Below are 20329 nucleotides of genomic sequence, written 5' to 3' on the forward strand. Positions count from 1 at the left end.
CCGATGACATCGGAGGCCACATTGCGCATACTTCTGGCAGCGGTCGCTACTTTCGTCCTCATCGTGTTCGGCAGCGCACTGCCGGCGGCGGCCCAACAGTCATCAGCCACCGCGCACCCGCCGAGCGTGACGAACTCGGCGACCGTGGCGGCCGCGGAACGGTCGCAGCCGCGGGACGACGACGGTGGTGGCGGCGGCGGGAACGCAGGGCTGTGGGGGCTCCTCGGCCTGCTGGGCCTTGGGGGCCTGGCCGGAGCCGCGCGCCAGCGGCACAGGCAGATGTCCCACACCGAGCGCAACATCCACCACTGACCGGCGAAGAACGAGGAGAGTAAGCAGGGAGAGCGGCCGGAAGCGCCGCTCTCCTCGCATGCCGGGCATCGGATCGCCCGCAAGCCCCAGCGGCTCACAGCCGCATCCACGCGAAACCCCGGTTGTCGGGCGGGATTATGTCCGGCTGCTCCGGTGATACTCCTGGGGTTCATGGAGAGGGGCAGATCACCAAGGAGAGGAAATGCTTGGGGTAGCGGCCTACGAGCCGGCTGACCAATTCGATGTGACCATCGGACTACGGGGGCGCTGGATCGTCGTCGAGCTTCTGGGCGAGCTCGACCTGACGACTGCCCCCCGGCTGGAATCCGAGGTCACAGCCGCCCTCGACATGCCCGGCGACCCCCGGCTCGCGCTGGATCTGGCGGGCGTGACGTTCTGCGACTCGAGCGGGCTGGCCGCCTTCATCCGGCTGTGGCGGAACGTCCAGCAGCGGGCCGGCGAGTTCGTCCTGCTGCGGCCGCAGGAATACCTGCTGCGCTGGCTGGAGATCACCGGCCTTCGCTCCAGGATCGACGTGCGTGACGATCTCGCCGACGAGGACACCGGTCTGGCCGACCTGGCCAGCGCCTGATCTCCGGTCGGTGCCGTCTGACGAGGAGGAGACGGCACCGGCCGGAGCCTGACCTCATCCGCGAGACCTGACCCCGGCCGCCCGGAGGATCTTCTCGGCCTGCTCCAGGGCCTCGTCCACGGTCCGGGCGATGTTCATGAACTCCACGAAGGCGTGGCCGGCGCCGGTTTCGCGTTCCGCCCGGGTGAGGGTCTCCACCACCTGGTCGAGGGAGGTGCCGGGGGCGGGGTAGACGCGCAGCACCATGCCCAGCTCCCCGGGGTCGCGGCCGGCCTTCCCGGCCAGGTCGCGGATGAGCCGCATGGGTTCGTTGACGGTGGCCGGGTCGAACTCCCACGGCCCGGGGACGCAGACCGGCAGCCACCCGTCGGCCCGGCGGGCGACCCGGCGCAGCGCGGCCGGGGCGTAGCCGGCCAGGTAGAGGGGCGGACGGGGCCGCTGGGCCGGTGCGAGCTCGGCGTACGTGGCCGGGACCCGCCAGTGCTCGCCCTCGTACCGGGCGGGGTTCGACGTCCACAGTGCCTCCAGGGCGTCGAGGCATTCGTCCAGCCGGGCCCCGCGCTGGTGCATGGGCACCCCGGCGGCCTGGTACTCCTCCGGCGACCACCCGATGCCGAGGCCGGGCAGCAGCCGCCCGCCGCTGAGCTGGTCGATCGTCGTGAGGCTGCGGGCCAGGATCGCGGGCGCGTACCAGGGGGCGTTGAGGACGTTGGTGCCGAGGCGTACCCGCTCGGTGGCCGTGGCCGCCACCGCCAGCAGCGCGAAGGGGTCGAGCCGCGAGCGGAAGACCTCGGGGATCGAGTCGCCGCCCCCGTAGCCGACGGTGGGGTCGACCGGCGCCAGCAGCCGGTCGCCCACCCACAGGCTGCCGGCGCCGAGGCGTTCGGCCTCGGCGGCGAACCGGGCGACCTCTCCCGCCTGGTGGGCGAGCGGGCCGAACTGCGGCAGTGTGAATCCGATCTGCACAGCGTGCTCCCTTCCCGGGAAGCACACGGGTCACTCCGCGTAGAGGGCCTCGACCTCGGTCGCGTAGGCGTCCATGACGGCCTGGCGCTTGACCTTCAGCGAGGGGGTGAGCAGGCCGTTCTCCTCGGTGAACTCGCCCTCGACGATCCGGAACCTGCGGATGGACTCGGCCGTGGAGACGGCCTCGTTGGCGTAGTCCACCGCCCGTTGCACGGCGGCGACCAGTTCGGGGTCGGTGCGGAGCTCGGCGAGCGGTGTGTCGAGCGGGCGCTTGCGGACCGTCAGCCAGTGCTCGATCGCCTCGGGGTCGAGGGTGACCAGGGCGGCGACGTACCGGCGGCCCTCGCCCACCACGATGCACTGCATGATCGGGGGACGGCTGCGCAGCCGGTCCTCCAGGGGGGCCGGCGAGACGTTCTTGCCGCCGCTGGTGATCAGGATGTCCTTCTTGCGGCCGACGATCGACAGGTACCCGTCCTCGTCGAAGGTGCCGAGGTCGCCGGTGGAGTACCAGCCGTCGTCGAGCGCCTCCAGCGTCGCCGCCTCGTTGTTCCAGTAGCCGCTGAAGACGATGTCGCCCTTGATCAGCACCTCGCCGTCGTCGGCGAGCCGGATCGCGGTGCCGGGAACCGGTAGCCCGACGGTGCCGGGCCGCGGGCTCAGCGGCGGGCTGAGCGAGGCGGCGGCGGTCGTCTCGGTCAGGCCGTACCCCTCGTAGATGAGGATCTGGCAGGCGTAGAAGAAGAGGTTGAGCCGGGGGTCGAGGGGGGAGCCGCCGCTGATGGCGTAGCGGAGGTTGCCGCCCAGGGCCGCCCGGATGCGCCGGTAGACGAGCAGGTCGTACAGGGCCCAGGCGAGGTACAGTTTGCGGCCGGGACCCGGCCCGGTCCCCAGGAACTCGGCCAGTTGTGCCTCGCCGAAGCGCACGGCGATCCGGTCGGCGCGCTCGAAGGAGGAGCCGCGGCCGAGATTCTCGGCCATCGCCCGCCCGGTGTCGTGGATCTTCTCGAAGAGGTAAGGGACGCCGACGACGAAGGTGGGTTTGAAGGACGCCAGTTCGGGCCGGAGGTCGTCGGGCTTGATGCTCGGGCAGTGGCCGACCTCGATGCGCGCCTGCAGGCAGGCGATCTGGATGGTGCGGCCCAGGATGTGCGCCAGCGGCAGGAACAGCAGGGTGGAGGCGTCCTGGCCGGTGATCTCGGTGAAGACGGGGTGCAGCAGTTCGATGGTGTTGGCCGCCTCGGCGTGCAGGTTGCCGTGCGTCAGCACGCAGCCCTTCGGCCGGCCCGTGGTGCCGGAGGTGTAGCAGACGGTGGCGATGGTGTCGGGGGTGAGCGCGGCCCGCCGCTTGGCCACCTCCTCGTCGAGCACCCCCCCGCCCGCGGCGGTGAGCTCGGCCAGCCCGCCGGCGTCGAGCTGCCAGATCCGTGGCGGCGCGGGCAGCGCGCCGGCCGCGGTGGCCGCGGCCTCGGCGTTCTCCGGCGTCTCCACCACGATGAACGCGGCGCCGGAGTCACGCAGGATCCACTCGATCTGTTCCGCCGACGAGGTCGCGTAGATCGGCACGGTCTGGCCGCCCGCCGCCCAGATGGCGAAGTCGAGCACGCACCACTCGTACCTGGTGCGGGACATCAGCGCGACCCGGCCGCCGGGCGTCAGGCCGGCGGCGATCAGCCCCTTGGCCGCGGTGCGCACCTGGTCGGCGAAATCCGCCGCGGTGACCGGCTGCCACCCGTTCCCGGTTTTGCGCCGGACGACCACCGCGGAGGGCGCCTCGGCCGCATTGGTGAAGGGGATGTCGGCGATGCTGCCGGCGGTGGCCGGCGGCACGAGCCGGGCCGCCCGGACCTCGCGTACGGCCCCGTTCTCCCTGATCAGCTCGATGGAGACGCGATCGGCGAGATCGTGCCGTCGCTTGGCCTTTTTCATGGCTTTGCGTAGACCCATGGCCGACTCCTGTTCATGGTCCGCGGCGGTACGGGCATTGGGCTCGGTCACCGGAACGCGAAATCCTACGCGGCCTACGACTGGTTTTCTTTGCAGCGAATAACGCCATCCGGTCGGCTTTTATCACCTGGTTACGGTGACGCAGATCTCAGCCGGGGCGCGGGGAGAGCCGGTCCTGAGCCGGTACGGCGGGGGCCGTACCGGCTCAGGGACCGCAGGTCACGCCGGGGTGGTCCGGCGTCGCCGCAGGGCGCCCAGGGCGAGGTCGATGACCAGGAAGGCCAGCAGGCTGAAGCCCAGGACCGGCAGGGCCCAGGCGACCAGCAGCACGACGGGGGCGCCCACCAGGAGCAGCGGCAGGGGGACGCTCCGCCAGGCGCCGCGGGCCGGCGGCCGGCCGAACGGGGCGCGGCGGTCGGCGCGGGTCGGGCGGCGCTGCCACCACATGCGGTAGCCCAGGAAGACGGCGGTGAGCAGGCCGCAGGCGATGGCGGCGAGCAGTAGCTGGTTGGGCAGGCCGAACAGCAGGCCCATGTGCGCCTGGATGCCCAGCGAGCTGAGCTTGGCCAGCGGGGGATGGTCGGCCCAGTCCACCCGGGCGGTGACCTGTCCGGTGGCGGGGTCGACGGCGACCTGGTCCTTGTGGACGGGCCAGCGGTTGTCGGCCTGGGTGACGCTCCAGGTGCTGTGCGCGTCCTTGGGCGGGGCCAGCTCCACCGGGCCGGACAGTCCCGCCGACCGGGCGGTGGCCAGGACCCGGTCCGCCTCGCCGGCGGGGTCGCCGTGCTCGGCGCCGCCGGCGGCTCCGTGCCCGCCGTGCCCGCCCGCGGCGGACGCCGGGTTGCCGGGCAGGGCGGTGTTCAGCGCGGGGGCGCTGGAGTTCAGGTTCTGCTGCAGGGAGTCGAAGCGCTTCCCGGCGTGGTCGGACCAGGTGAGGCCGGTGGTGCTGAGGAACAGCAGGCCGGTGGCGAGCCACAGGCCGAGGGCGGCGTGGCGGGCGCGGGTGCGGCGCACGCCCTTCTCGCCACGGCGCGGCCACAGCACCCGCCAGGAGGAGGCTTTGCCGAGGTAGCGGCGGCGGCGTCCGAGCCAGAGCAGCAGTCCGCCGCCGACGATGACCCACAGCCAGCTCGCGGCCATCTCCGAGTACAGCCGCCCGGTCGCCCCCAGGTGCAGGCCGCGGTGCATCTCGTCCAGCCAGGTGGTCAGCGGGGTCGACCCGAACCACGTGGTCAGCTCGCCCCTGACCTGGGCGGTGTAGGGGTCGACGTACACCGTCCGCTGCTTCTCGCCCAGCTCGGGCACCGACAGCACCACGGCGGTGGTCCGCTCGGGGCCGGCGGGGAGGACCACCGTGGCGATGCTCCCCTCGGGGTGGGCGGTGCGGGCGGCGCGGATCTGCTCGGCCAGCGGCCGCGGCTGCCCGGTGACCTGTTCGACGCGCAGCTCCTGGCCGTAGACGAGCTGGTCGAGCTGGGGCGTGAACGCGTACGCCAGCCCGGTCAGCGCGGCCAGCACCAGGAACGGCGCGACGAACACCCCCGCGTAGAAGTGCAGGCGCAGCACCAGCGCCCACACCCCGGTGCGGGACCGGGCGGGTGCCGGGGCGGGCGGTGTGTCGGGGACGGCCGCGGAACGCGGTGGATCTTGGTCTGAGGTGATGGACATGCGATCTCCAGGCAGGGGAGCCCACGGCGCCACGGCACGGTGCGGACCGTGCTCGGTGGAACGCCGCGGGACACGAGGGTGAAGGGGGGCCGGGGACCGGCCCGTTCCCCGCGCAGGCGGGAACGACGCGGGCGAGGTACCGCCCGCGTGCGACGAGTTCACCCCCGGTGCCCGGACCGCGGGGTCCGCGCCGGGCTCAGCCGGGGGCGATCACGCCCGCCGGCGGCCCCCGGGAGGCCAGGACATGGCGGAGCACCCGGGAGCGGGGCCGTTCCGGCTCCTGCCAGCGCGCCACCCGTGGTGGCAGCGCCGGTCCGGCCGGGGCGAACAGCGGGGTGATCACCCGGGCCGTCCAGGCGGCCAGGCAGCGGACCAGGTCGCACAGCCCGGTCTCGCCGCACTCCAGCCACCACGCCGTCACCAGCACGGCGACCGCGTGCATCAACAGCATGTCCAGACCGGGCGTGCCGGAATGGTGTGCCGCGCCGGCCTGGGCCGCCGCGCCGGCGGCCCCGGCCCCGGCCCCGGCCCGCGACAGCAGGACGTGCAAGAACACCTGGGAGAGGCCGAGCGCGGGCACGATGGCCCCGAGCGTGCGCTCGCGCCGGGTCAGTGCCAGGGCGGGGACCAGCAGCACCGCGAACCCCGCGGCGACCGCGGTGCGGTCCACCGCCCCGCCGTCGACGATGTGCCCGGCGGACGCCAGCCCGACGCCCACGGCGGCGAACCCCGCCGCGCGCAGCCCGCGCACCACCGACCACAGCTCCATGACGCCCGGATCCTCCCATATCGCCTACTAGCTGGGCTATATGCCTGCGGTAGGTCATACGAGACCAGGCTTCCGGGCGGTTCAGTGCAGGTCGCAGCCGTGTCCGAGTCGGGTCGGTTATGCCGACATGGGGCCCGAAGGGGGAATTTCTACTAAAACGATCGGGAAAGTTGCGTCCCGTGGGGTGGCGCGTTACGTTCGTCCGCACCGGCGCCGGGCCTCCCCGGCGCGGTCCATCGCGTGCGGCCCCGTGATCCGGGCGCCCGACCGAAAGAGGCTGCTCCCCATGAGGATGAGACCGACCGTCCTGCTCGGCGCCGTGCTGCTGGCGGCCGCGTCAGGCACGGTGGCGTGCAGCGGTTCCGGCTCCGGTTCCGCCTCATCGGCGTTCGACCCGCAGAACTGCCAGGGCGGCACGCTCACCGTGCTCAACCAGGGCGGCCTGAACGAGTTCGACCCGGCACGGCTCTACACCTCGGGCGGCGGCGCCCTGCCGACGCTGGTCTACCGCACGCTCACCACCCGGCAGCGAGTTCCCGGCGAGCCCGGCACCCGACCGGTCCCGGACCTGGCCACGGACCTCGGCACGCCCAGCGACAACGCCAGGACCTGGAAGTACACGCTGAAGGACGGGCTGAAGTTCAGCGACGGCACCCCCATCACCGCCGCGGACGTCAAGTACGGCATCGAGCGCTCGTTCTCGCCCGACCTGCCCGGCGGCGCCCCCTACCTGCACGACTGGCTGATCGGCGGCGCCGACTACAAGGGCCCCTACACCGGCGGCGAGCTGAAGTCGATCGAGACTCCCGACGCCAGAACGATCATCTTCCGGCTGCGGCGGCCGCACGGAGACTTCCCCTACCTCGCCACCGCCACCCAGTTCGCCCCGGTGCCCAGGGCCAAGGACACCGGCGTCAAGTACAAGAACGCCCCGGTCTCCAGCGGCCCCTACACGGTCGAGAAGTACGAGCAGGGCAGGAAGCTCATCCTCGCCCGCAACCCGCACTGGTCGCGGGCCGTGGACACCCAGCGGCTGGCCTGCCCGGACCGCATCGAAGTCACCTCGGGCCTGGACAAGACGGTCATCAACCAGCGGCTGGTGAGCGGCACGGGCGCCGACGCCAAGGCGATCACCACCGACACCACCGTGGGACCCGAGCAGCTCGCCCGGCTCGACGGTGACCGGCGGCTCGCCGGGCGGGTGGCCCGCGGGGTCTTCGGCGAGACCAAGTACCTGGCGTTCGACCCCACCAGGAAGCCCTTCGACGACGTCCGGGTACGGCAGGCCTTCGCGTACGCGATCAACCGGCAGTCGGTCGTCAACGCGGTCGGCGGCACCGCGCTGGCCTCTCCCGCCACCACCTTCCTGCCCGAGGACAAGGCGTTCGGCCACCGGCCGCACGACCACTTCCCGGCCGGGGCGGCCGGGAACCCGGCCAAAGCCAGGGAACTGCTCGCCCAGGCCGGCCACCCGAACGGGCTGACGGCCGAGCTCACGTTCCCCAACACCGACGCCGGAGGCTACGGCCCCAAGGTCGCCGCGGCGGTGCAGGACGCGCTCAAGCAGGCGGGCATCACCGTCAGGCAGCAGCCACTCGGCGAGGAGGACTACCGGACGATCACCGGCAAGCCCGCCACCCAACCGCCGCTCACCCTGCAGTCGTGGGGAGCCGACTGGCCGGCCGGCGGCCCGTTCCTCATCCCGATCTTCGACGGGCGGCAGATCCTGCGCGACGGCGGCAACTTCAACCTCGCCCAGCTCGACGACCCCGCGGTCAACCGGGAGATCGACGCGATCAGCCGGCTGACCGACCTGGACCGGGCCGCGCCGCGCTGGGGTGCCCTGGACGCGGAGATCGCGAAGAAGGCCCTGCTCGTCCCGCTGTACCACCCCCGGACCGTGGTGCTATACGGCAAGGACGTCAAGAACGCCTACATCGACCGGTGGCGGGGCTGGTACGACGTCTCCATGGTCTCGGTGAGGTGACCCGCTCGCCGTGACACTGCTGGACACCGAACTCGCCCCCGGCGCGGAACCGGCGCGGAAGGTCCCGCTCCGGGGGCGGCAGACATGGCGGCGGCTGCGCGCCGACCGCCCGGCGATGGCCGGCCTGGCGATCGTGGCCTCGATGATCGTGGTCGCCCTGGCCGCCCCGCTGCTGTGCGCGCTGGAGGGGCAGGACCCCACGACCTTCCACAGCGGGCTGCTCGACTCGGCCCGCGGCGGGGTGCCGCACGGCGCGTTCGGCGGGATGAGCGGCGACCACTGGCTGGGCGTCGAGCCAGGGACGGGCCGGGACGTGTTCGCGCGCGTCGTGCACGGCGCCCGCGTCTCGCTCGCCGTCGCGCTCGGCGCCACCGTGCTGGAACTGCTGGTCGGGATCGCGATCGGGCTCGGCGCCGGGCTCGGCGGGCGCCGCGCCGACGCCGTCCTCAGCCGCCTGATCGAGCTGTCGCTGGCGTTCCCGCCCTTCCTGCTCGCGCTGGCGCTGATGGCGATCGTCCCCCAGTCGGTGCCCCGCCCGCTGCTGCTCGCCTGCGTGCTCACGGCGGTGAACTGGGGGAGCGTCGCCCGCGTCACCCGCAACCAGGCGATGGCGCTGCGCGGCCGGGACCACGTGGCGGCGGCCCGGCTCAGCGGCGCCCGACCGGCCCGCATCGCCGTCCGCGAGATCCTGCCGGGGCTGGCGGCGCCGCTGCTGGTGCTCGCCGCGCTCAAGGTGCCGGCCAACATGATCAGTGAGGCCGGGCTGTCGTTCCTCGGCGCGGGCGTCCGGCCGCCCACCCCCTCGTGGGGGCAGATGCTGTCCACCGCGACGACCTGGTTCCGCACCGACCCGGCGTACGTGATCATCCCGGGCGCGCTGCTGTTCACCACCCTGCTGGCCTGCACCCTGCTCGCCGACGGCGTGCGCCGGGCCGTGGACCCGCGCTGGAACGGCCGGTCATGACGGTCCCGCGGCCTCGGGGGAGGAACACGTGATCTGGTACCTGCTGCGCCGGCTCGCAGCCGCGGCCGTGGTCCTGCTGGCCCTGTCCGCGATCGTGTACGCGCTGTTCTACCTGTCGCCGGGCGACCCGGCGGTGCTCGCCTGCGGGCGGGGCTGCGACGGGGAGCGGTTGGCCCTGACCCGGGAGAAACTCGGCCTGGACGACCCCGTCCACCTCCAGTACTGGCACTTCCTCGAAGGGCTGGTGGCCGGCCGGGACTACTCCGCGGGCCCGGACGTGGACCACTGCGCCGCGCCCTGCCTGGGCTACTCCTTCCAGACCGACCAGCCCGTCACGACGATGCTGCTGGACCGGCTGCCCGTCTCGGCCTCCCTCGCCGCCGGCGCGGCGGCGCTGGCGCTGCCGCTGGGCGTCTCGGCCGGGCTGCTGTCGGCGCTGCGGCGGGGCCGGCTCACCGAGCGGGTCATGACGGGCGTGACCCTGCTCGGTTTCGCCACCCCGGTCTTCCTGATCGGGCTGGTGCTGCTCATGGTGTTCTGCGCGTACCTGCAGTGGCTGCCGTTCCCCGCGTACGTGCCGCTGACCGAGAGCCCGGCGCGGTGGGCGCAGAACCTCGTCCTGCCGTGGGTCGCGCTGGCGCTGATCCAGGCGGCCGTCTACGCCCGGATCACCCGGGCCGGCGCCCTGGAGACGCTGGTGGAGGACCACGTCCGGACGTTCCGCGCCTACGGGCTGCGCGAACGCCAGGTGATCCGGCGGCACGCGCTGCGCGGCGCCCTGATCCCCCTCATCACCCTCACCGCCCTGGAGGTCGCGCAGGTCATGACGGCCGCCGTGCTCACCGAGACGATGTTCGGGCTGCCCGGCATCGGCAAGCTCACCGTCGAGTCGGTCAACTCCGTGGACCTGCCGGTCGTGGTCGGGGTGACCGTGCTCGCCGGCACCGTCGTCGTGGTCGCCAACACCGTCGCCGACCTGCTGCACGCGGCCGCCGACCCGCGGGTGAAGCTCGCGTGAGCCCGGTGCTGCGGGTGCGCGACCTGCGGGTGCGGTTCGGCGGCTTCGAGGCGGTCAAGGGCGTCTCGTTCGACCTGGCGGCGGGCCGGGCCCTCGGCGTGGTGGGGGAGTCCGGCTCGGGCAAGAGCACGCTGGCGATGTCGCTGCTACGGCTGACCGAGGGGGCGGAGACGACCGGCGAGATCCGGGCCGGCGAGACCGACGTGCTCGCCGCGCCGAAGGCGGAACTGCGGCGGCTGCGCGGCGGCCGGATCGCCATGGTCTTCCAGGACCCGCTGTCGTCCCTCGACCCGTACCTGCGCGTCGGCGACCAGATCGCCGAGGTCTACCGGGCGCACACCGGGGCCACCCGCAGGGCGGCCCGCGCCAAGGCCGTCGAGGTGCTCGACCGGGTCGGCATCCCCGACGCGGCGCGGCGCGCCCGCGCGTACCCGCACGAGTTCTCCGGCGGCATGCGCCAGCGGGCGCTCATCGCGATGGCGCTCGCGCTCCGGCCGCGGATCCTGATCGCCGACGAGCCGACCACCGCGCTGGACGTGACCGTCCAGGCACAGCTCCTCGACCTGCTCGGCGACCTGCGGGCCGCCACCGGGATGGCGCTGCTGCTGGTCAGCCATGACGTCGGTGTGGTGGCCGGGAACGTGGACGAGGTCCTGGTCATGCGCGACGGGGAGGCCGTCGAGCACGGCCCGGTGGGGACCGTGCTCCGCGCGCCGCGGGCCGGCTACACCCGCGAACTGCTGGCCGCCGTGCCCCGGATGGACGCGCCCCGCACGGCGGCGCCCACCCCGGGCGAGCCGCTGCTACGGGTGACGGACCTGCGCCGCGAGTTCGTCCTCGGGCCGCCGCTGCGCCGCCGGGCCGTCCCCGCGGTGGACGGCGTCACGTTCGACGTGCGGCGCGGCGAGACCCTGGGGATCGTGGGGGAGAGCGGCAGCGGCAAGAGCACCCTGGCCCGGTTGCTGGTGCGGCTGCTGGAGCCCACCTCCGGCCGTGTCGTGTTCGACGGCCGGGACCTGGCCGGGCTGCCGGAGCGGCGGCTGCGCCCGCTCCGCCGCGACCTCCAGCTGGTCTTCCAGGACCCGGGGGCGTCACTGAACCCCCGCCGCACCGTGGGCGACAGCATCGCCGAGCCGCTGCGGGTCCACGGCGAGCCGGATCCCGGCGGGGCCGCCCGCGCCCTGATGGAGCGGGTCGGGCTGGACCCGCGGCGCGCCCGGGACTACCCGCACGAGTTCTCCGGCGGCCAGCGGCAGCGGATCGGCATCGCCCGCGCCCTGGCGCTGCGCCCCCGGCTGCTGGTCTGCGACGAGCCGGTCACGTCCCTGGACGTCTCCACCCAGGCCCAGGTCCTGGAACTGCTCACCGACCTGCGCCACGAGTTCGACCTGACGCTGGTCTTCGTCTCCCACGACCTGGCCGTGGTCCGGCAGGTCAGCGACCGCGTCGCGGTCATGCGGCACGGCAAGATCGTGGAACTGGCCGGCACGGACGCACTCTTCGAGTCACCGGAACACCCCTACACCAGGGAACTCCTCGCCGCCGTGCCCACCCTGGACCCGCGGATTCCGCACGGGAGGGGCGGAGCCCTTGAGGCGCCGATTTAGAACCTGTTCTACTTGAATCATGTATGTGATTCAGAATCAGAAGATCGCCATGCCGGTCGAGATCCGGCATGCCCGGGTGGCGTCCGCGATGTTCCCGGTCCCGGCCCGGACCGCGCAGGAGGTCGTCGGCTACAGCGGTCTGGCGGTCACCGCGACGCTCGGCCGGTCCCTGTGCTCCCTGGCCTTCATCGAGTACTTCGACGGGGACCTCGGCCCCTACCACGAGTTCGCCGTCGCCTTCCTGGTGGACCAGCCGGACACCCGGTCCCCGGGCGCCTTCATCCACTGGCTGCCCGTCGACGGTTCCTTCACCCTCGACGCCGGCCGCACGATCTGGGGCTTCCCCAAGGTGCTGACCCACCTGCCGATCGACTGGTCGGCCCCGCACCGCGCCGCCGTCCACGAGGGCGGCCGGCCGGCCGTGGCGATGCAGGTCAGGCCGGGTCTCCCGGTTCCCGACGGGGCCGGTGCCCCCAAGATCGACGCCTACTCCCACCTGGACGGCGTCACCCGCCGCACGCCCTGGACCATGTCCCCCTCGGGGGTCCGGATGCGTCCCGGCGGCGCCGTCGTCCGGCTCGGCGACCATCCGGTCGCCGAAGACCTGCGGCGGCTGGGGCTGGACCGTACTCCGGCGCTGTCGAGCACGACGGTCACCCACCTGACCATGAGCTTCGGCGAGGCCACCGCGCTGTGACGGACCCCGCCGGCGTCACGCTCCCTTCGCGGTCGGTGCGGTCGGTGCGGTCGGTGCGGTTGGTGCGGGCGGGCGTTCGGCGGTCGCGGGCCGGTCTCCGGCGGGGATGGGCTGCGCGCCGCGGGGCAGGGCCAGGGTGAGCAGGGCCGCGACCGCGGAGGCCGCCGCGCCGATGACGAAGGTCGCCTGGAAACCCGACTCGGCCGGTACCGGGACCGAGCCCAGCTGCGTCGTCATGTTGGCCAGCACCGCGCCGACGACCGCGCTGGAGGTCGAGGTGCCGATGGAGCGGGCGAGGGCGTTGAGGCCGTTCGCCGCCGCGGTCTCCGACAGGGGGACCGCCCCCATGATCAGCGCCGGCATGGCGGCGTAGGCGAGGCCGATGCCCGCGCTGATCAGCAGGCCGAAGATCGTGATCCCCCATGCCCAGTTCATCAGCACCAGGCCCAGGCCGTACCCGCCGGCCATGACCAGGCCGCCCAGGAGCAGCGCGGCCCGGGGCCCGCGGGCGCCCGAGAGCCGGGCCGCCAGCGGGGCCACCACCATCATCGCGAGGCCGCCGGGGGCCATCCACAGCCCGGCCGCGAGCATCGACTGTCCCAGCCCGTGGCCGGTCTCCGCCGGCAGTTGCAGCAGCTGGGGGCCGGCGAGGGAGGTGGCGTACATGCCGAAACCGATCAGGACCGAGACGAGGTTGGTCACCAGGACCTGCCGGCGGGCGCTGGTGCGCAGGTCGACCAGCGGGGACCGGGTGCGCAGCTCCCACCACCCCCACAGCGGCAGGACGGCCGCCGCGGTGGCGAACGATCCGACGGTCGGGCCGCTGGACCACCCCCAGTCGGCGCCCTTGGAGATCCCCAGCAGGAGGGCCACGAGCCCCGTGCACAGGCCGATCGCGCCCAGCAGGTCGAACCGCTCGCGCGTCCGCGCGGGCGAGTCCGGGACGACGAGGAACAGCAGCAGGCTGACCACGGCGCCCAGACCTGCGGAGACCCAGAAGAGAACGTGCCAATCGGCGTGCTGGGCGATCAGCGAGGCCACCGGGAGCCCGAGCGCGCCGCCCACCCCGAGGGACGAGCTCATCAGGGCCATCGCCGAGCCGAGGCGCTCCTGCGGGATCACGTCGCGCATGATGCTGATGCCGAGCGGGATGATCGGGATGCAGACGCCCTGGAGCGCCCGGCCGATGACCACCGGGACCAGCGAGCTGCTCAGCGCGCAGATCACCGACCCGAGGGTGAGCAGGACCGCGCAGAGCACCAGGAACGGCTTCTTGCCGTACATGTCGCCCAGGCGGCCGAGGACGGGGGTCGACACGGCGGAGGCGAACAGCGTGACCGTGATCGCCCACGAGGCGTTGGCGGCGCTGGTGTCCAGGAGTTGCGGCAACTGGGGGATCAGCGGGACCACCAGGGTCTGCATGATCGAGACCGTGATCCCGGCGCCGGCCAGCACACCGATGATCAAGCTGCTCCGGGGCGCCGGGGCTGGAGTGTCCACGCTGACTCCGTCGGGGGAAGGACCGGGCGCTGTGCACCCTACCCTTCGTATGCATGATGCATAGATCGCGGGGGTGGGTTTGCCGCGTTCCAGGACGTGGCCATGGGTGAGGGCACGCCAGGAGCCCGCGCTCCAACCGTGCCCGGCCCCGTGCGGCGACCGTCGTGAACCTTCGCGGAGGCGGAGCCGTCCGCGGGCCGCGGGTCAGGCGGCTCCCGGCATGCCGGCGGGGGCCGTCTCCTGCCGCCCCTGGAGGAGGCCGCCGGCCCAGGAACGGTCGCCGGCCGGCAGGGACGCGGGCGACGCGCCGGCGCGGAGCGCGGGGAGGGCAGGGAGGGCGGCGGGGAGGCGAGCCGGGGTCCGGTACTCGATCCCGGCGGGGCGGTGCCGCCACAGCCATCCGGTGTCCCGGCCGAAGGACCACGAGAGCGTCGCCAGCGCCAGCCCGAGCAGGCCGATCGTGACCGGACGGGGGAGAACCCCGGCGGCGGCGACCACGAGGACGACGCCCTGGACCACGGCCACGGCCTTCCTGGCGAGGCTGGGCGGCAGGGGGGCCCGCAGCCACGGTCCGGCCCAGGCCGCCGCCACGAAGACGTACCGCATGGCCCCGATGGCCAGCACCCACGGCCCGGCCGACCCGGCCATGAAGAAGCTGAGCACCAGGATGAGGAACGCGTCGACCTCCATGTCGAACCGGGCGCCCAGCGCCGACACCGTCCCCGTGCGCCGGGCGACCTGGCCGTCCACCGCGTCGAGGACCAGCGCCGCGGCGGCGAGCGCGACGATGAACGCGACCGGCACCGGCCGGCCGGCCAGGGCCGCGGCCACCAGGGCGGTGACCCCGCCGACCAGCTCGGCGCGGGCCAGGGTGACCTGGTTGGCCGGCCCGAGCGACCGGGCACCGGACCGGGACAGGGCACGGGTGAGGACCGCCGAGAGGACCGCCGCGTAGCCGATCCCCGCGGCCCAGCCCACCGGGCCCAGGCCGACGCAGATCTCCAGCACGGCGAGCAACCCGACCTGGACGCCCACCACGGCGACCGGCCGCCGGGCCGGTGCCTGCGTTCCCCGCCAATCAAGTACGGCCACCGCGTCTCCAGCTCCCTACGCCACGTAGCATTCAGCTGCTCCGAGCCGGAGCAACGATCCGATGCCACCTGGAACGTGTGGGAATGCCGATGGAGTTCAAAGCGTCCGCATTTTGGGTTCGAGCCCCCGGTTCGGGGGAGATCCGGCCGGTCACGGTGGCACCGCCCGCCGCCGGCGAGGTGCTGGTCCGAACCCTCCACTCCGGGATCAGCCGGGGCACCGAGACCCTCGTCTTCCGCGGCGGCGTGCCGGAGAGCCAGTACCGGGCCATGCGGGCGCCCTTCCAGGAGGGCGAGTTCCCCGGCCCGGTCAAGTACGGCTACCTCAACGTGGGGGTCGTCGAGGAGGGGCCGCCGGACCTGCGGGGCCGCACCGTCTTCTGCCTCTACCCGCACCAGACCCGGTACGTCGTCCCGGCCGCCGCGGTGACGCCCGTCCCCGACGACGTGCCGCCGGGCCGGGCGGTGCTGGCCGGCACGGTGGAGACCGCGGTGAACGCGCTGTGGGACGCGGCGCCGCTGGTCGGGGACCGGGTCGCCGTGGTCGGGGCGGGGATGGTCGGCTGCTGCGTGGCCCGGCTGCTCGCCGGGTTCCCGGGCGTGCGGGTGCAACTGGTGGACGTCGATCCGGCGCGGGCGGCCGTCGCCGCGGCGCTCGGGGTCGACTTCGCCCCGCCCGAGCGGGCCGCCGGCGAATGCGACCTGGTCGTCCACGCGAGCGCCACCGAGGCGGGGCTGGCGCGGTCGCTGGAACTGCTCGCCGTCGAGGGGACCGTCCTGGAGCTCAGCTGGTACGGCGACCGGCAGGTCAGGGTGCCGCTGGGCGAGGACTTCCACTCGCGCCGCCTGGTGGTGCGCGCCAGCCAGGTGGGGGCGGTGTCCCCGGCCCGGCGGGCCCGCCGCACCTTCGCGGACCGGCTGGCCCTGGCCCTGCGGCTGCTCGCCGACCCCGCGTTCGACGCGCTGATCACGGGGGAGTACGCCTTCGCCGACCTGCCCCGGGTGTTGCCGCGGCTCGCCGGCGGTGAACTATCCGGCCTCTGCCTGCGTATTGACTACGGGCCCACCAGAGGCCGCTCGGAAGTAGATCTTCCTGGGGGGTGAACCCGCTGTTCAGCGTTACCGTTCGCGACCACCTGATGGTCGCGCACAGCTTCCACGGCGAGGTCTTCGGACCGGCGCAGCGCCTCCACGGCGCGACGTTCGTTGTGGACGCGACCTTCCGCCGGGCCGAACTGGACTCGGACAACATCGTGGTCGACATCGGACTCGCCGCCAGGGAACTCGGCGCCGTGGTGGCCGCGCTCAACTACCGCAACCTGGACGACGAGCCGGACTTCGCCGGGATCAACACCACGACGGAATTCCTGGCCAAGGTCGTCGCCGACTGGCTGGCCGACCGGGTGCACGCGGGCGCGCTGGGCGAGCAGGCCCGCGGGCTGGCCGGGATCACCGTGACGTTGCACGAGTCGCACATCGCCTGGGCGAGTTTCGAGCGTTCCCTGTGAGCGCGGACACCGCCCGGTCGGTGCATGTCGTCCTGCCCGGCGACGTGGCCGACCCGACTGTGCCGAGCGGGGGCAACACCTACGACCGGCGGGTGTGCCGGGGCCTGGCCGACGCGGGCTGGCAGGTCCGCGAGGTCCCCGTCCACGGCGCCTGGCCGCGGCCGGACGGGCGGGCGCGCGCCACCCTGGCCCGGACGCTCACCGCCCTCGCGGACGGCGCCGTGGTGCTGCTGGACGGCCTGGTGGCCTGCGGCGCCCCCGAGGCCGTCGTCCCGCAGGCGCACCGGCTGCGCCTGGCGGTCCTGGTGCACCTTCCGCTGGCCGGCGAGACCGGCCTGGCCCCGGACCTGGCCCGGGACCTGGACGCCAGGGAGCGTGCGACGCTGCGCGCGGCCGCCGTGGTGCTGGCGACCAGCCCGTGGGCGGCCCGCGAGCTGGTCGACCGGCACGGCCTGGACCCGGACCGGGTGCACGCGGTCCCGCCCGGCGTCGACCCGGCGCCGCTCGCCCCGGGCACCGACGGCGCGTCCCGGCTGCTCTGCGTCGCCGCAGTGATCCCCCGGAAGGGCCAGGACCTGCTGGTACGGGCGCTCGGGGAGGTCCGGGACCTGCCGTGGGAGTGCGTGTGCGCCGGGCCGCTGCGCCGCGAGACCGGATACGTCGCCCGGCTGCGCCGGCTGATCGGGGAGCTCGGGCTCGCCGACCGGATCCGGCTCGCCGGCCCGCACACCGGCGAGCGGCTGGCCGAGCTGTACGCCGCCGCCGACCTGGTGGTCCTGCCCTCGCGCGGCGAGACATACGGCATGGTGGTGACCGAGGCGCTGGCCCGCGGGATCCCCGTCCTGGCGACGGCCGTCGACGCCGTCCCGGAGACGCTGGGCCGCGCGCCGGACGGCGGCGTGCCGGGGCTGCTGGCGCCCCCCGAGGACCCGGTGGCGCTCGCGGGCGCGCTGCGCCGCTGGTTCGGCGAACCCGCGCTGCGGCGCCAGGCCAGGACGGCGGCCCGCGCCCGGCGCGCCACGCTGCGCGGCTGGGAGCCGGCCGCACGGCGGCTGGGAGACGTGCTCGACGGGCTCCGGCACCAGCCCCTGAAGGCCGGGTGATCGCATGGACACCGCCGAATTCACCCCGGAATGGCTGGCGCTGCGGGAGAGCGCCGACGCCGCGGCCCGCGCCCGGGAACTGCTCGACCCGCTGCGCGCCCACCTGGCGGACGCCCCGTCGCCCGGCGGCGGCCTGGTCATCCGCGACCTCGGCTGCGGCACCGGCTCCATGGGCCGCTGGCTGGCCCGCCGGCTGCCCGGCCCGCAGTGCTGGATCCTGCACGACCGGGACCCCGCGCTGCTGGCCCGGGCCGCCGCCGGGATCAACGGCCCCACGGGCGACGGCAGCCCGGTCACGACGGTGGCCGAGCGCCGGGACATCACCCGGCTCGACCCCGGGCAGCTCGCCGGGACCTCGCTGGTGACCGCCTCCGCGCTGCTGGACCTGCTCACCGCCGACGAGGTGAACGGGCTCGCCGAGGCCTGCACCCGGGCCCGCTGCGCCGTCCTGCTGACCATCTCGGTGGCGGGCCGGGTCGAACTCCACCCGGCCGACCCGCTCGACACCGAGATCGCCGCCGCCTTCGACGACCACCAGCGCCGGGTGACCGGGGGCCGCCGGCTGCTCGGCCCGGACGCCGCCGTCGTCACGGCGGCGGTCTTCGCGCACCGCGGGGCGCGGGTCCAGGTCCGGCCCAGCCCGTGGCGGCTCGGCGCCGACCAGGCCGCGCTGACCGCGGAGTGGCTGCGCGGCTGGGTCGGCGCGGCCTGCGAGCAGCGGCCGGACCTCGTCCCGCGGGCGCGGGACTACCTGCGGCGCCGGCTGGACGAGTGCGCGGCGGGCACGCTGCTGGTCGTGGTCCACCACGATGACGTGCTCGCGCTGCCCGGGGGCCGCCGATGACGCGGACCCGGGCCTGGCTGCAGCTGCTCGCGGGGGTGGCGATCCTCCTCGTGCTCGCCTGGCGGCTCGGCACCGGGGCGTTCGCGGATGGGCTGCGGCTGGTGGACGGCCGGGCGATCCTGGCCGCGCTCGCGATCGGGCTGCTGACCACTGCGTTCAGCGTCTGGCGCTGGTGGCTGGTGGCCCGCCGGCTGGGGCTCCCGCTGCCGCCGGGCACCGCCCTGGCCGACTACTACCAGGCGCTGTTCCTCAACGCCGTCCTGCCCGCCGGTGTGCTCGGCGACGCCCACCGGGCGGTGCATCACGGCAGGCGCGCCGGCGACCTCGGCCGCGGCGTCCGCGCCGTGGTGCTGGAACGGGCCGGCGGCCAGGCGGTCCTCGTCGCCGCCGGGGTGCTGGTGCTCCTCGCGCACCCCGCGCTGGCCGGCGCGGTGGTGGGCGACCCGGGCCGGGGGCTGGGGGCCGCGGCCGCCGTGCTGGCCGTGCTCGCCGCGGTGGCCGCGGTGTGCGCCTGGCGGGGGCTGATCGCCGCGAAGTGGCCCCGGTGGCACGGCGCGGTCGCGACCGTCGCCGCCGACACCCGCCGAGGCCTGCTCGCCCGGAATACCTGGCCGGGGGTCCTGGTGCTGTCCGCCGGGGCGCTGCTCGGCTACCTCGCGCTGTTCCTGGTCGCCGCGCGCACCGCGGGCGCGACGGCGCCGGCCGGGCGGCTGCTGCCGCTGATGCTGCTGGCGCTGCTGGCGATGGCGCTGCCGCTGAACGTCGGCGGGTGGGGGCCGCGGGAGGCGTTCTCCGCCGTGGCGTTCGGCGCCGCGGGGCTGGGCGCCGAGCAGGGGCTCACCACCGCGGTGATCTACGGGGTGCTGACCTTCGTCGCCGCCCTGCCCGGCGCCGCCGTGCTGGTGTTCCGCCGCCGGTCCGCGCTAACGGCCGGCGCCGCCGAGGACGGCCAGGTAGTCGGCGAACGAGCTCACTAGGTGGTCGAGAACATCCTTCCCCTTACGCGCCGAGGCCCGGGACGGCCTGCCCACGACCCCCGACCGGGTGTAGGCCGCCATGCCGAGCGTGAGCAGGTGCCGGCGGTCGTCGGCGAGGTGGTCGCCCGCCTCGTAACCGGGCCTGACCAGGTGCGGGTGGGCGTGCAGGAGCAGGGACGTCTCCAGCTCACCCGCGTGCATGTCGCTCCAGGCGGAGGTCTCCATGCCGGCCGCCGCCTGCGCCGCCTCCCAGTCCGCGGGCCCCGGGAAGAGCGCCACGGGGAACCCGCTCCCGGCGGACTCCTGGACGACGTTGCCCAGCACGTAGTTCCCGCCGTGCCCGTTGACCAGGACGAGCCCGGCGGCACCGGATCCGCGCAGCGAGCCGGCCACGTCCCGCACGATGGCGTACAGCGTGGTGGCGGAGATGCTGACCGTCCCCGGCCAGGCCGCGTGCTCGTGGGAGCAGGAGATCGTGACCGGGGGCAGGCGCACCACGGGGTAGGCCGCGGCGAGCGCCGCGGTGATCGTGCACGCGACGACCGTGTCGGTGGCGAGCGGGAGGAAGGGCCCGTGCTGCTCGTGGGAGCCGATCGGGAGCAGCGCCACGCCGGAGCGCGGGTCGCGCTCCTCGGCGGCCGTGCCCAGCGGCAGGAAGCCGGCGGAGTCGTTCATGGCTCGCCACCCTCCGCCTCCGCGCGCCGCCGCGCAACCGGCGCGGATCCGCCCGGGACGAACCCCCGGACGAACCATGGACGAAGTCTGGTGAGTATGGAGCT

At 74.4% G+C, this 20329-nt stretch carries 19 protein-coding genes; 12 read left to right on the top strand and 7 right to left on the bottom strand.

From position 1 onward, the window contains the following. Positions 1-21: 21 nt before the first annotated feature. On the top strand, positions 22-312 hold the full coding sequence (locus DPM19_RS02730; RefSeq protein ID WP_111863357.1) for a hypothetical protein: 291 nt from the start codon (positions 22-24) through the stop codon (positions 310-312). 202 nt (positions 313-514) lie between these two features. Next, positions 515-904: an STAS domain-containing protein gene (locus DPM19_RS02735; protein ID WP_111863148.1), complete on the top strand. Its 390-nt coding sequence runs from the start codon at positions 515-517 to the stop codon at positions 902-904. A gap of 54 nt (positions 905-958) precedes the next feature. On the opposite strand, the gene DPM19_RS02740 is transcribed toward DPM19_RS02735, so the two are convergent. The 4 genes from DPM19_RS02740 to DPM19_RS02755 form a co-directional block, all read right to left on the bottom strand. Next, complete coding sequence (locus DPM19_RS02740) at positions 959-1870, bottom strand: TIGR03619 family F420-dependent LLM class oxidoreductase (RefSeq protein ID WP_111863149.1); 912 nt, start codon at positions 1868-1870, stop codon at positions 959-961. Between the two features lie 30 nt (positions 1871-1900). Further along, on the bottom strand, positions 1901-3817 hold the full coding sequence (locus tag DPM19_RS02745; RefSeq protein WP_111863150.1) for an AMP-dependent synthetase/ligase: 1917 nt from the start codon (positions 3815-3817) through the stop codon (positions 1901-1903). A gap of 219 nt (positions 3818-4036) precedes the next feature. Next, entirely contained in the window at positions 4037-5485 is a 1449-nt protein-coding gene (locus DPM19_RS02750) for a PepSY-associated TM helix domain-containing protein (protein ID WP_111863151.1), read from the bottom strand. A 196-nt stretch (positions 5486-5681) separates the two neighbouring features. Further along, positions 5682-6254 carry a hypothetical protein gene (locus DPM19_RS02755; protein WP_111863152.1) on the bottom strand — a complete coding sequence of 191 codons (573 nt, stop codon included), beginning with the start codon at positions 6252-6254 and terminating at the stop codon, positions 5682-5684. Positions 6255-6540: 286 nt separating this feature from the next. On the opposite strand from DPM19_RS02755, the gene DPM19_RS02760 reads away from it, so the two are divergent. From DPM19_RS02760 to DPM19_RS02780, 5 genes are read left to right on the top strand one after another with little or no spacing between them, the layout of a single operon-like run. Further along, positions 6541-8241: an ABC transporter substrate-binding protein gene (locus tag DPM19_RS02760; RefSeq protein WP_199484793.1), complete on the top strand. Its 1701-nt coding sequence runs from the start codon at positions 6541-6543 to the stop codon at positions 8239-8241. Positions 8242-8251: 10 nt separating this feature from the next. Next, entirely contained in the window at positions 8252-9205 is a 954-nt protein-coding gene (locus tag DPM19_RS02765) for an ABC transporter permease (RefSeq protein WP_111863154.1), read from the top strand. A 28-nt stretch (positions 9206-9233) separates the two neighbouring features. Next, the gene (locus tag DPM19_RS02770) at positions 9234-10223 is read left to right on the top strand and encodes an ABC transporter permease (RefSeq protein WP_111863155.1); all 990 of its coding nucleotides are present in this window, start codon (positions 9234-9236) and stop codon (positions 10221-10223) included. Next, entirely contained in the window at positions 10220-11830 is a 1611-nt protein-coding gene (locus tag DPM19_RS02775) for a dipeptide ABC transporter ATP-binding protein (RefSeq protein WP_111863156.1), read from the top strand. The genes DPM19_RS02770 and DPM19_RS02775 overlap by 4 nt, the downstream gene beginning before the upstream one ends. Before the next feature lie 19 nt (positions 11831-11849). Then, on the top strand, positions 11850-12527 hold the full coding sequence (locus DPM19_RS02780; protein WP_111863157.1) for an acetoacetate decarboxylase family protein: 678 nt from the start codon (positions 11850-11852) through the stop codon (positions 12525-12527). A 15-nt stretch (positions 12528-12542) separates the two neighbouring features. Here DPM19_RS02780 and DPM19_RS02785 read toward each other — a convergent pair whose 3' ends face one another. Together DPM19_RS02785 and DPM19_RS02790 are read right to left on the bottom strand one after the other, a co-directional pair. Next, positions 12543-13949 (bottom strand): MFS transporter, encoded by a 1407-nt coding sequence (locus tag DPM19_RS02785; protein ID WP_111863358.1) that lies wholly within the window; start codon positions 13947-13949, stop codon positions 12543-12545. 282 nt (positions 13950-14231) lie between these two features. After that, positions 14232-15119 carry a CDP-alcohol phosphatidyltransferase family protein gene (locus DPM19_RS02790; RefSeq protein WP_199484794.1) on the bottom strand — a complete coding sequence of 296 codons (888 nt, stop codon included), beginning with the start codon at positions 15117-15119 and terminating at the stop codon, positions 14232-14234. 89 nt (positions 15120-15208) lie between these two features. On the opposite strand from DPM19_RS02790, the gene DPM19_RS02795 reads away from it, so the two are divergent. The 5 genes from DPM19_RS02795 to DPM19_RS02815 are packed head-to-tail and all read left to right on the top strand — an operon-like array spanning position 15209 to position 19550. Then, positions 15209-16222, top strand: a complete 1014-nt coding sequence (locus DPM19_RS02795; RefSeq protein ID WP_111863360.1) for a zinc-dependent alcohol dehydrogenase — start codon at positions 15209-15211, stop codon at positions 16220-16222. Positions 16223-16227: 5 nt separating this feature from the next. Then, positions 16228-16626, top strand: a complete 399-nt coding sequence (locus tag DPM19_RS02800) for a 6-pyruvoyl trahydropterin synthase family protein (protein WP_111863361.1) — start codon at positions 16228-16230, stop codon at positions 16624-16626. Then, complete coding sequence (locus DPM19_RS02805) at positions 16623-17729, top strand: glycosyltransferase family 4 protein (RefSeq protein WP_233509758.1); 1107 nt, start codon at positions 16623-16625, stop codon at positions 17727-17729. The genes DPM19_RS02800 and DPM19_RS02805 overlap by 4 nt, the downstream gene beginning before the upstream one ends. Before the next feature lie 4 nt (positions 17730-17733). Continuing rightward, positions 17734-18573, top strand: coding sequence for a class I SAM-dependent methyltransferase (locus DPM19_RS02810; RefSeq protein WP_111863159.1), 840 nt, complete (start codon positions 17734-17736; stop codon positions 18571-18573). Next, a complete protein-coding gene (locus DPM19_RS02815; protein ID WP_111863160.1) occupies positions 18570-19550 on the top strand; it encodes a lysylphosphatidylglycerol synthase transmembrane domain-containing protein in 981 nt (326 codons plus the stop codon). The genes DPM19_RS02810 and DPM19_RS02815 overlap by 4 nt, the downstream gene beginning before the upstream one ends. Here DPM19_RS02815 and DPM19_RS02820 read toward each other — a convergent pair. After that, on the bottom strand, positions 19497-20225 hold the full coding sequence (locus tag DPM19_RS02820) for a creatininase family protein (protein WP_111863161.1): 729 nt from the start codon (positions 20223-20225) through the stop codon (positions 19497-19499). The genes DPM19_RS02815 and DPM19_RS02820 overlap by 54 nt on opposite strands. Positions 20226-20329 lie beyond the last annotated feature (104 nt).

It is taken from the genome of Actinomadura craniellae (assembly GCF_003289645.1).
Classification (GTDB): domain Bacteria; phylum Actinomycetota; class Actinomycetes; order Streptosporangiales; family Streptosporangiaceae; genus Actinomadura_D; species Actinomadura_D craniellae.

Excerpts from the sequence above, each read along its gene's own strand:
- DPM19_RS02820 (WP_111863161.1), bottom strand. The coding sequence starts at position 20,225 with ATGAACGACTCCGCCGGCTTCCTGCCGCTGGGCACGGCCGCCGAGGAG.
- DPM19_RS02745 (WP_111863150.1), bottom strand. The coding sequence starts at position 3,817 with ATGGGTCTACGCAAAGCCATGAAAAAGGCCAAGCGACGGCACGATCTC.
- DPM19_RS02760 (WP_199484793.1), top strand. The coding sequence starts at position 6,541 with ATGAGGATGAGACCGACCGTCCTGCTCGGCGCCGTGCTGCTGGCGGCC.
- DPM19_RS02735 (WP_111863148.1), top strand. The coding sequence starts at position 515 with ATGCTTGGGGTAGCGGCCTACGAGCCGGCTGACCAATTCGATGTGACC.
- DPM19_RS02755 (WP_111863152.1), bottom strand. The coding sequence starts at position 6,254 with ATGGAGCTGTGGTCGGTGGTGCGCGGGCTGCGCGCGGCGGGGTTCGCC.
- DPM19_RS02795 (WP_111863360.1), top strand. The coding sequence starts at position 15,209 with ATGGAGTTCAAAGCGTCCGCATTTTGGGTTCGAGCCCCCGGTTCGGGG.
- DPM19_RS02780 (WP_111863157.1), top strand. The coding sequence starts at position 11,850 with ATGTATGTGATTCAGAATCAGAAGATCGCCATGCCGGTCGAGATCCGG.
- DPM19_RS02750 (WP_111863151.1), bottom strand. The coding sequence starts at position 5,485 with ATGTCCATCACCTCAGACCAAGATCCACCGCGTTCCGCGGCCGTCCCC.
- DPM19_RS02785 (WP_111863358.1), bottom strand. The coding sequence starts at position 13,949 with ATGCAGACCCTGGTGGTCCCGCTGATCCCCCAGTTGCCGCAACTCCTG.
- DPM19_RS02815 (WP_111863160.1), top strand. The coding sequence starts at position 18,570 with ATGACGCGGACCCGGGCCTGGCTGCAGCTGCTCGCGGGGGTGGCGATC.
- DPM19_RS02810 (WP_111863159.1), top strand. The coding sequence starts at position 17,734 with ATGGACACCGCCGAATTCACCCCGGAATGGCTGGCGCTGCGGGAGAGC.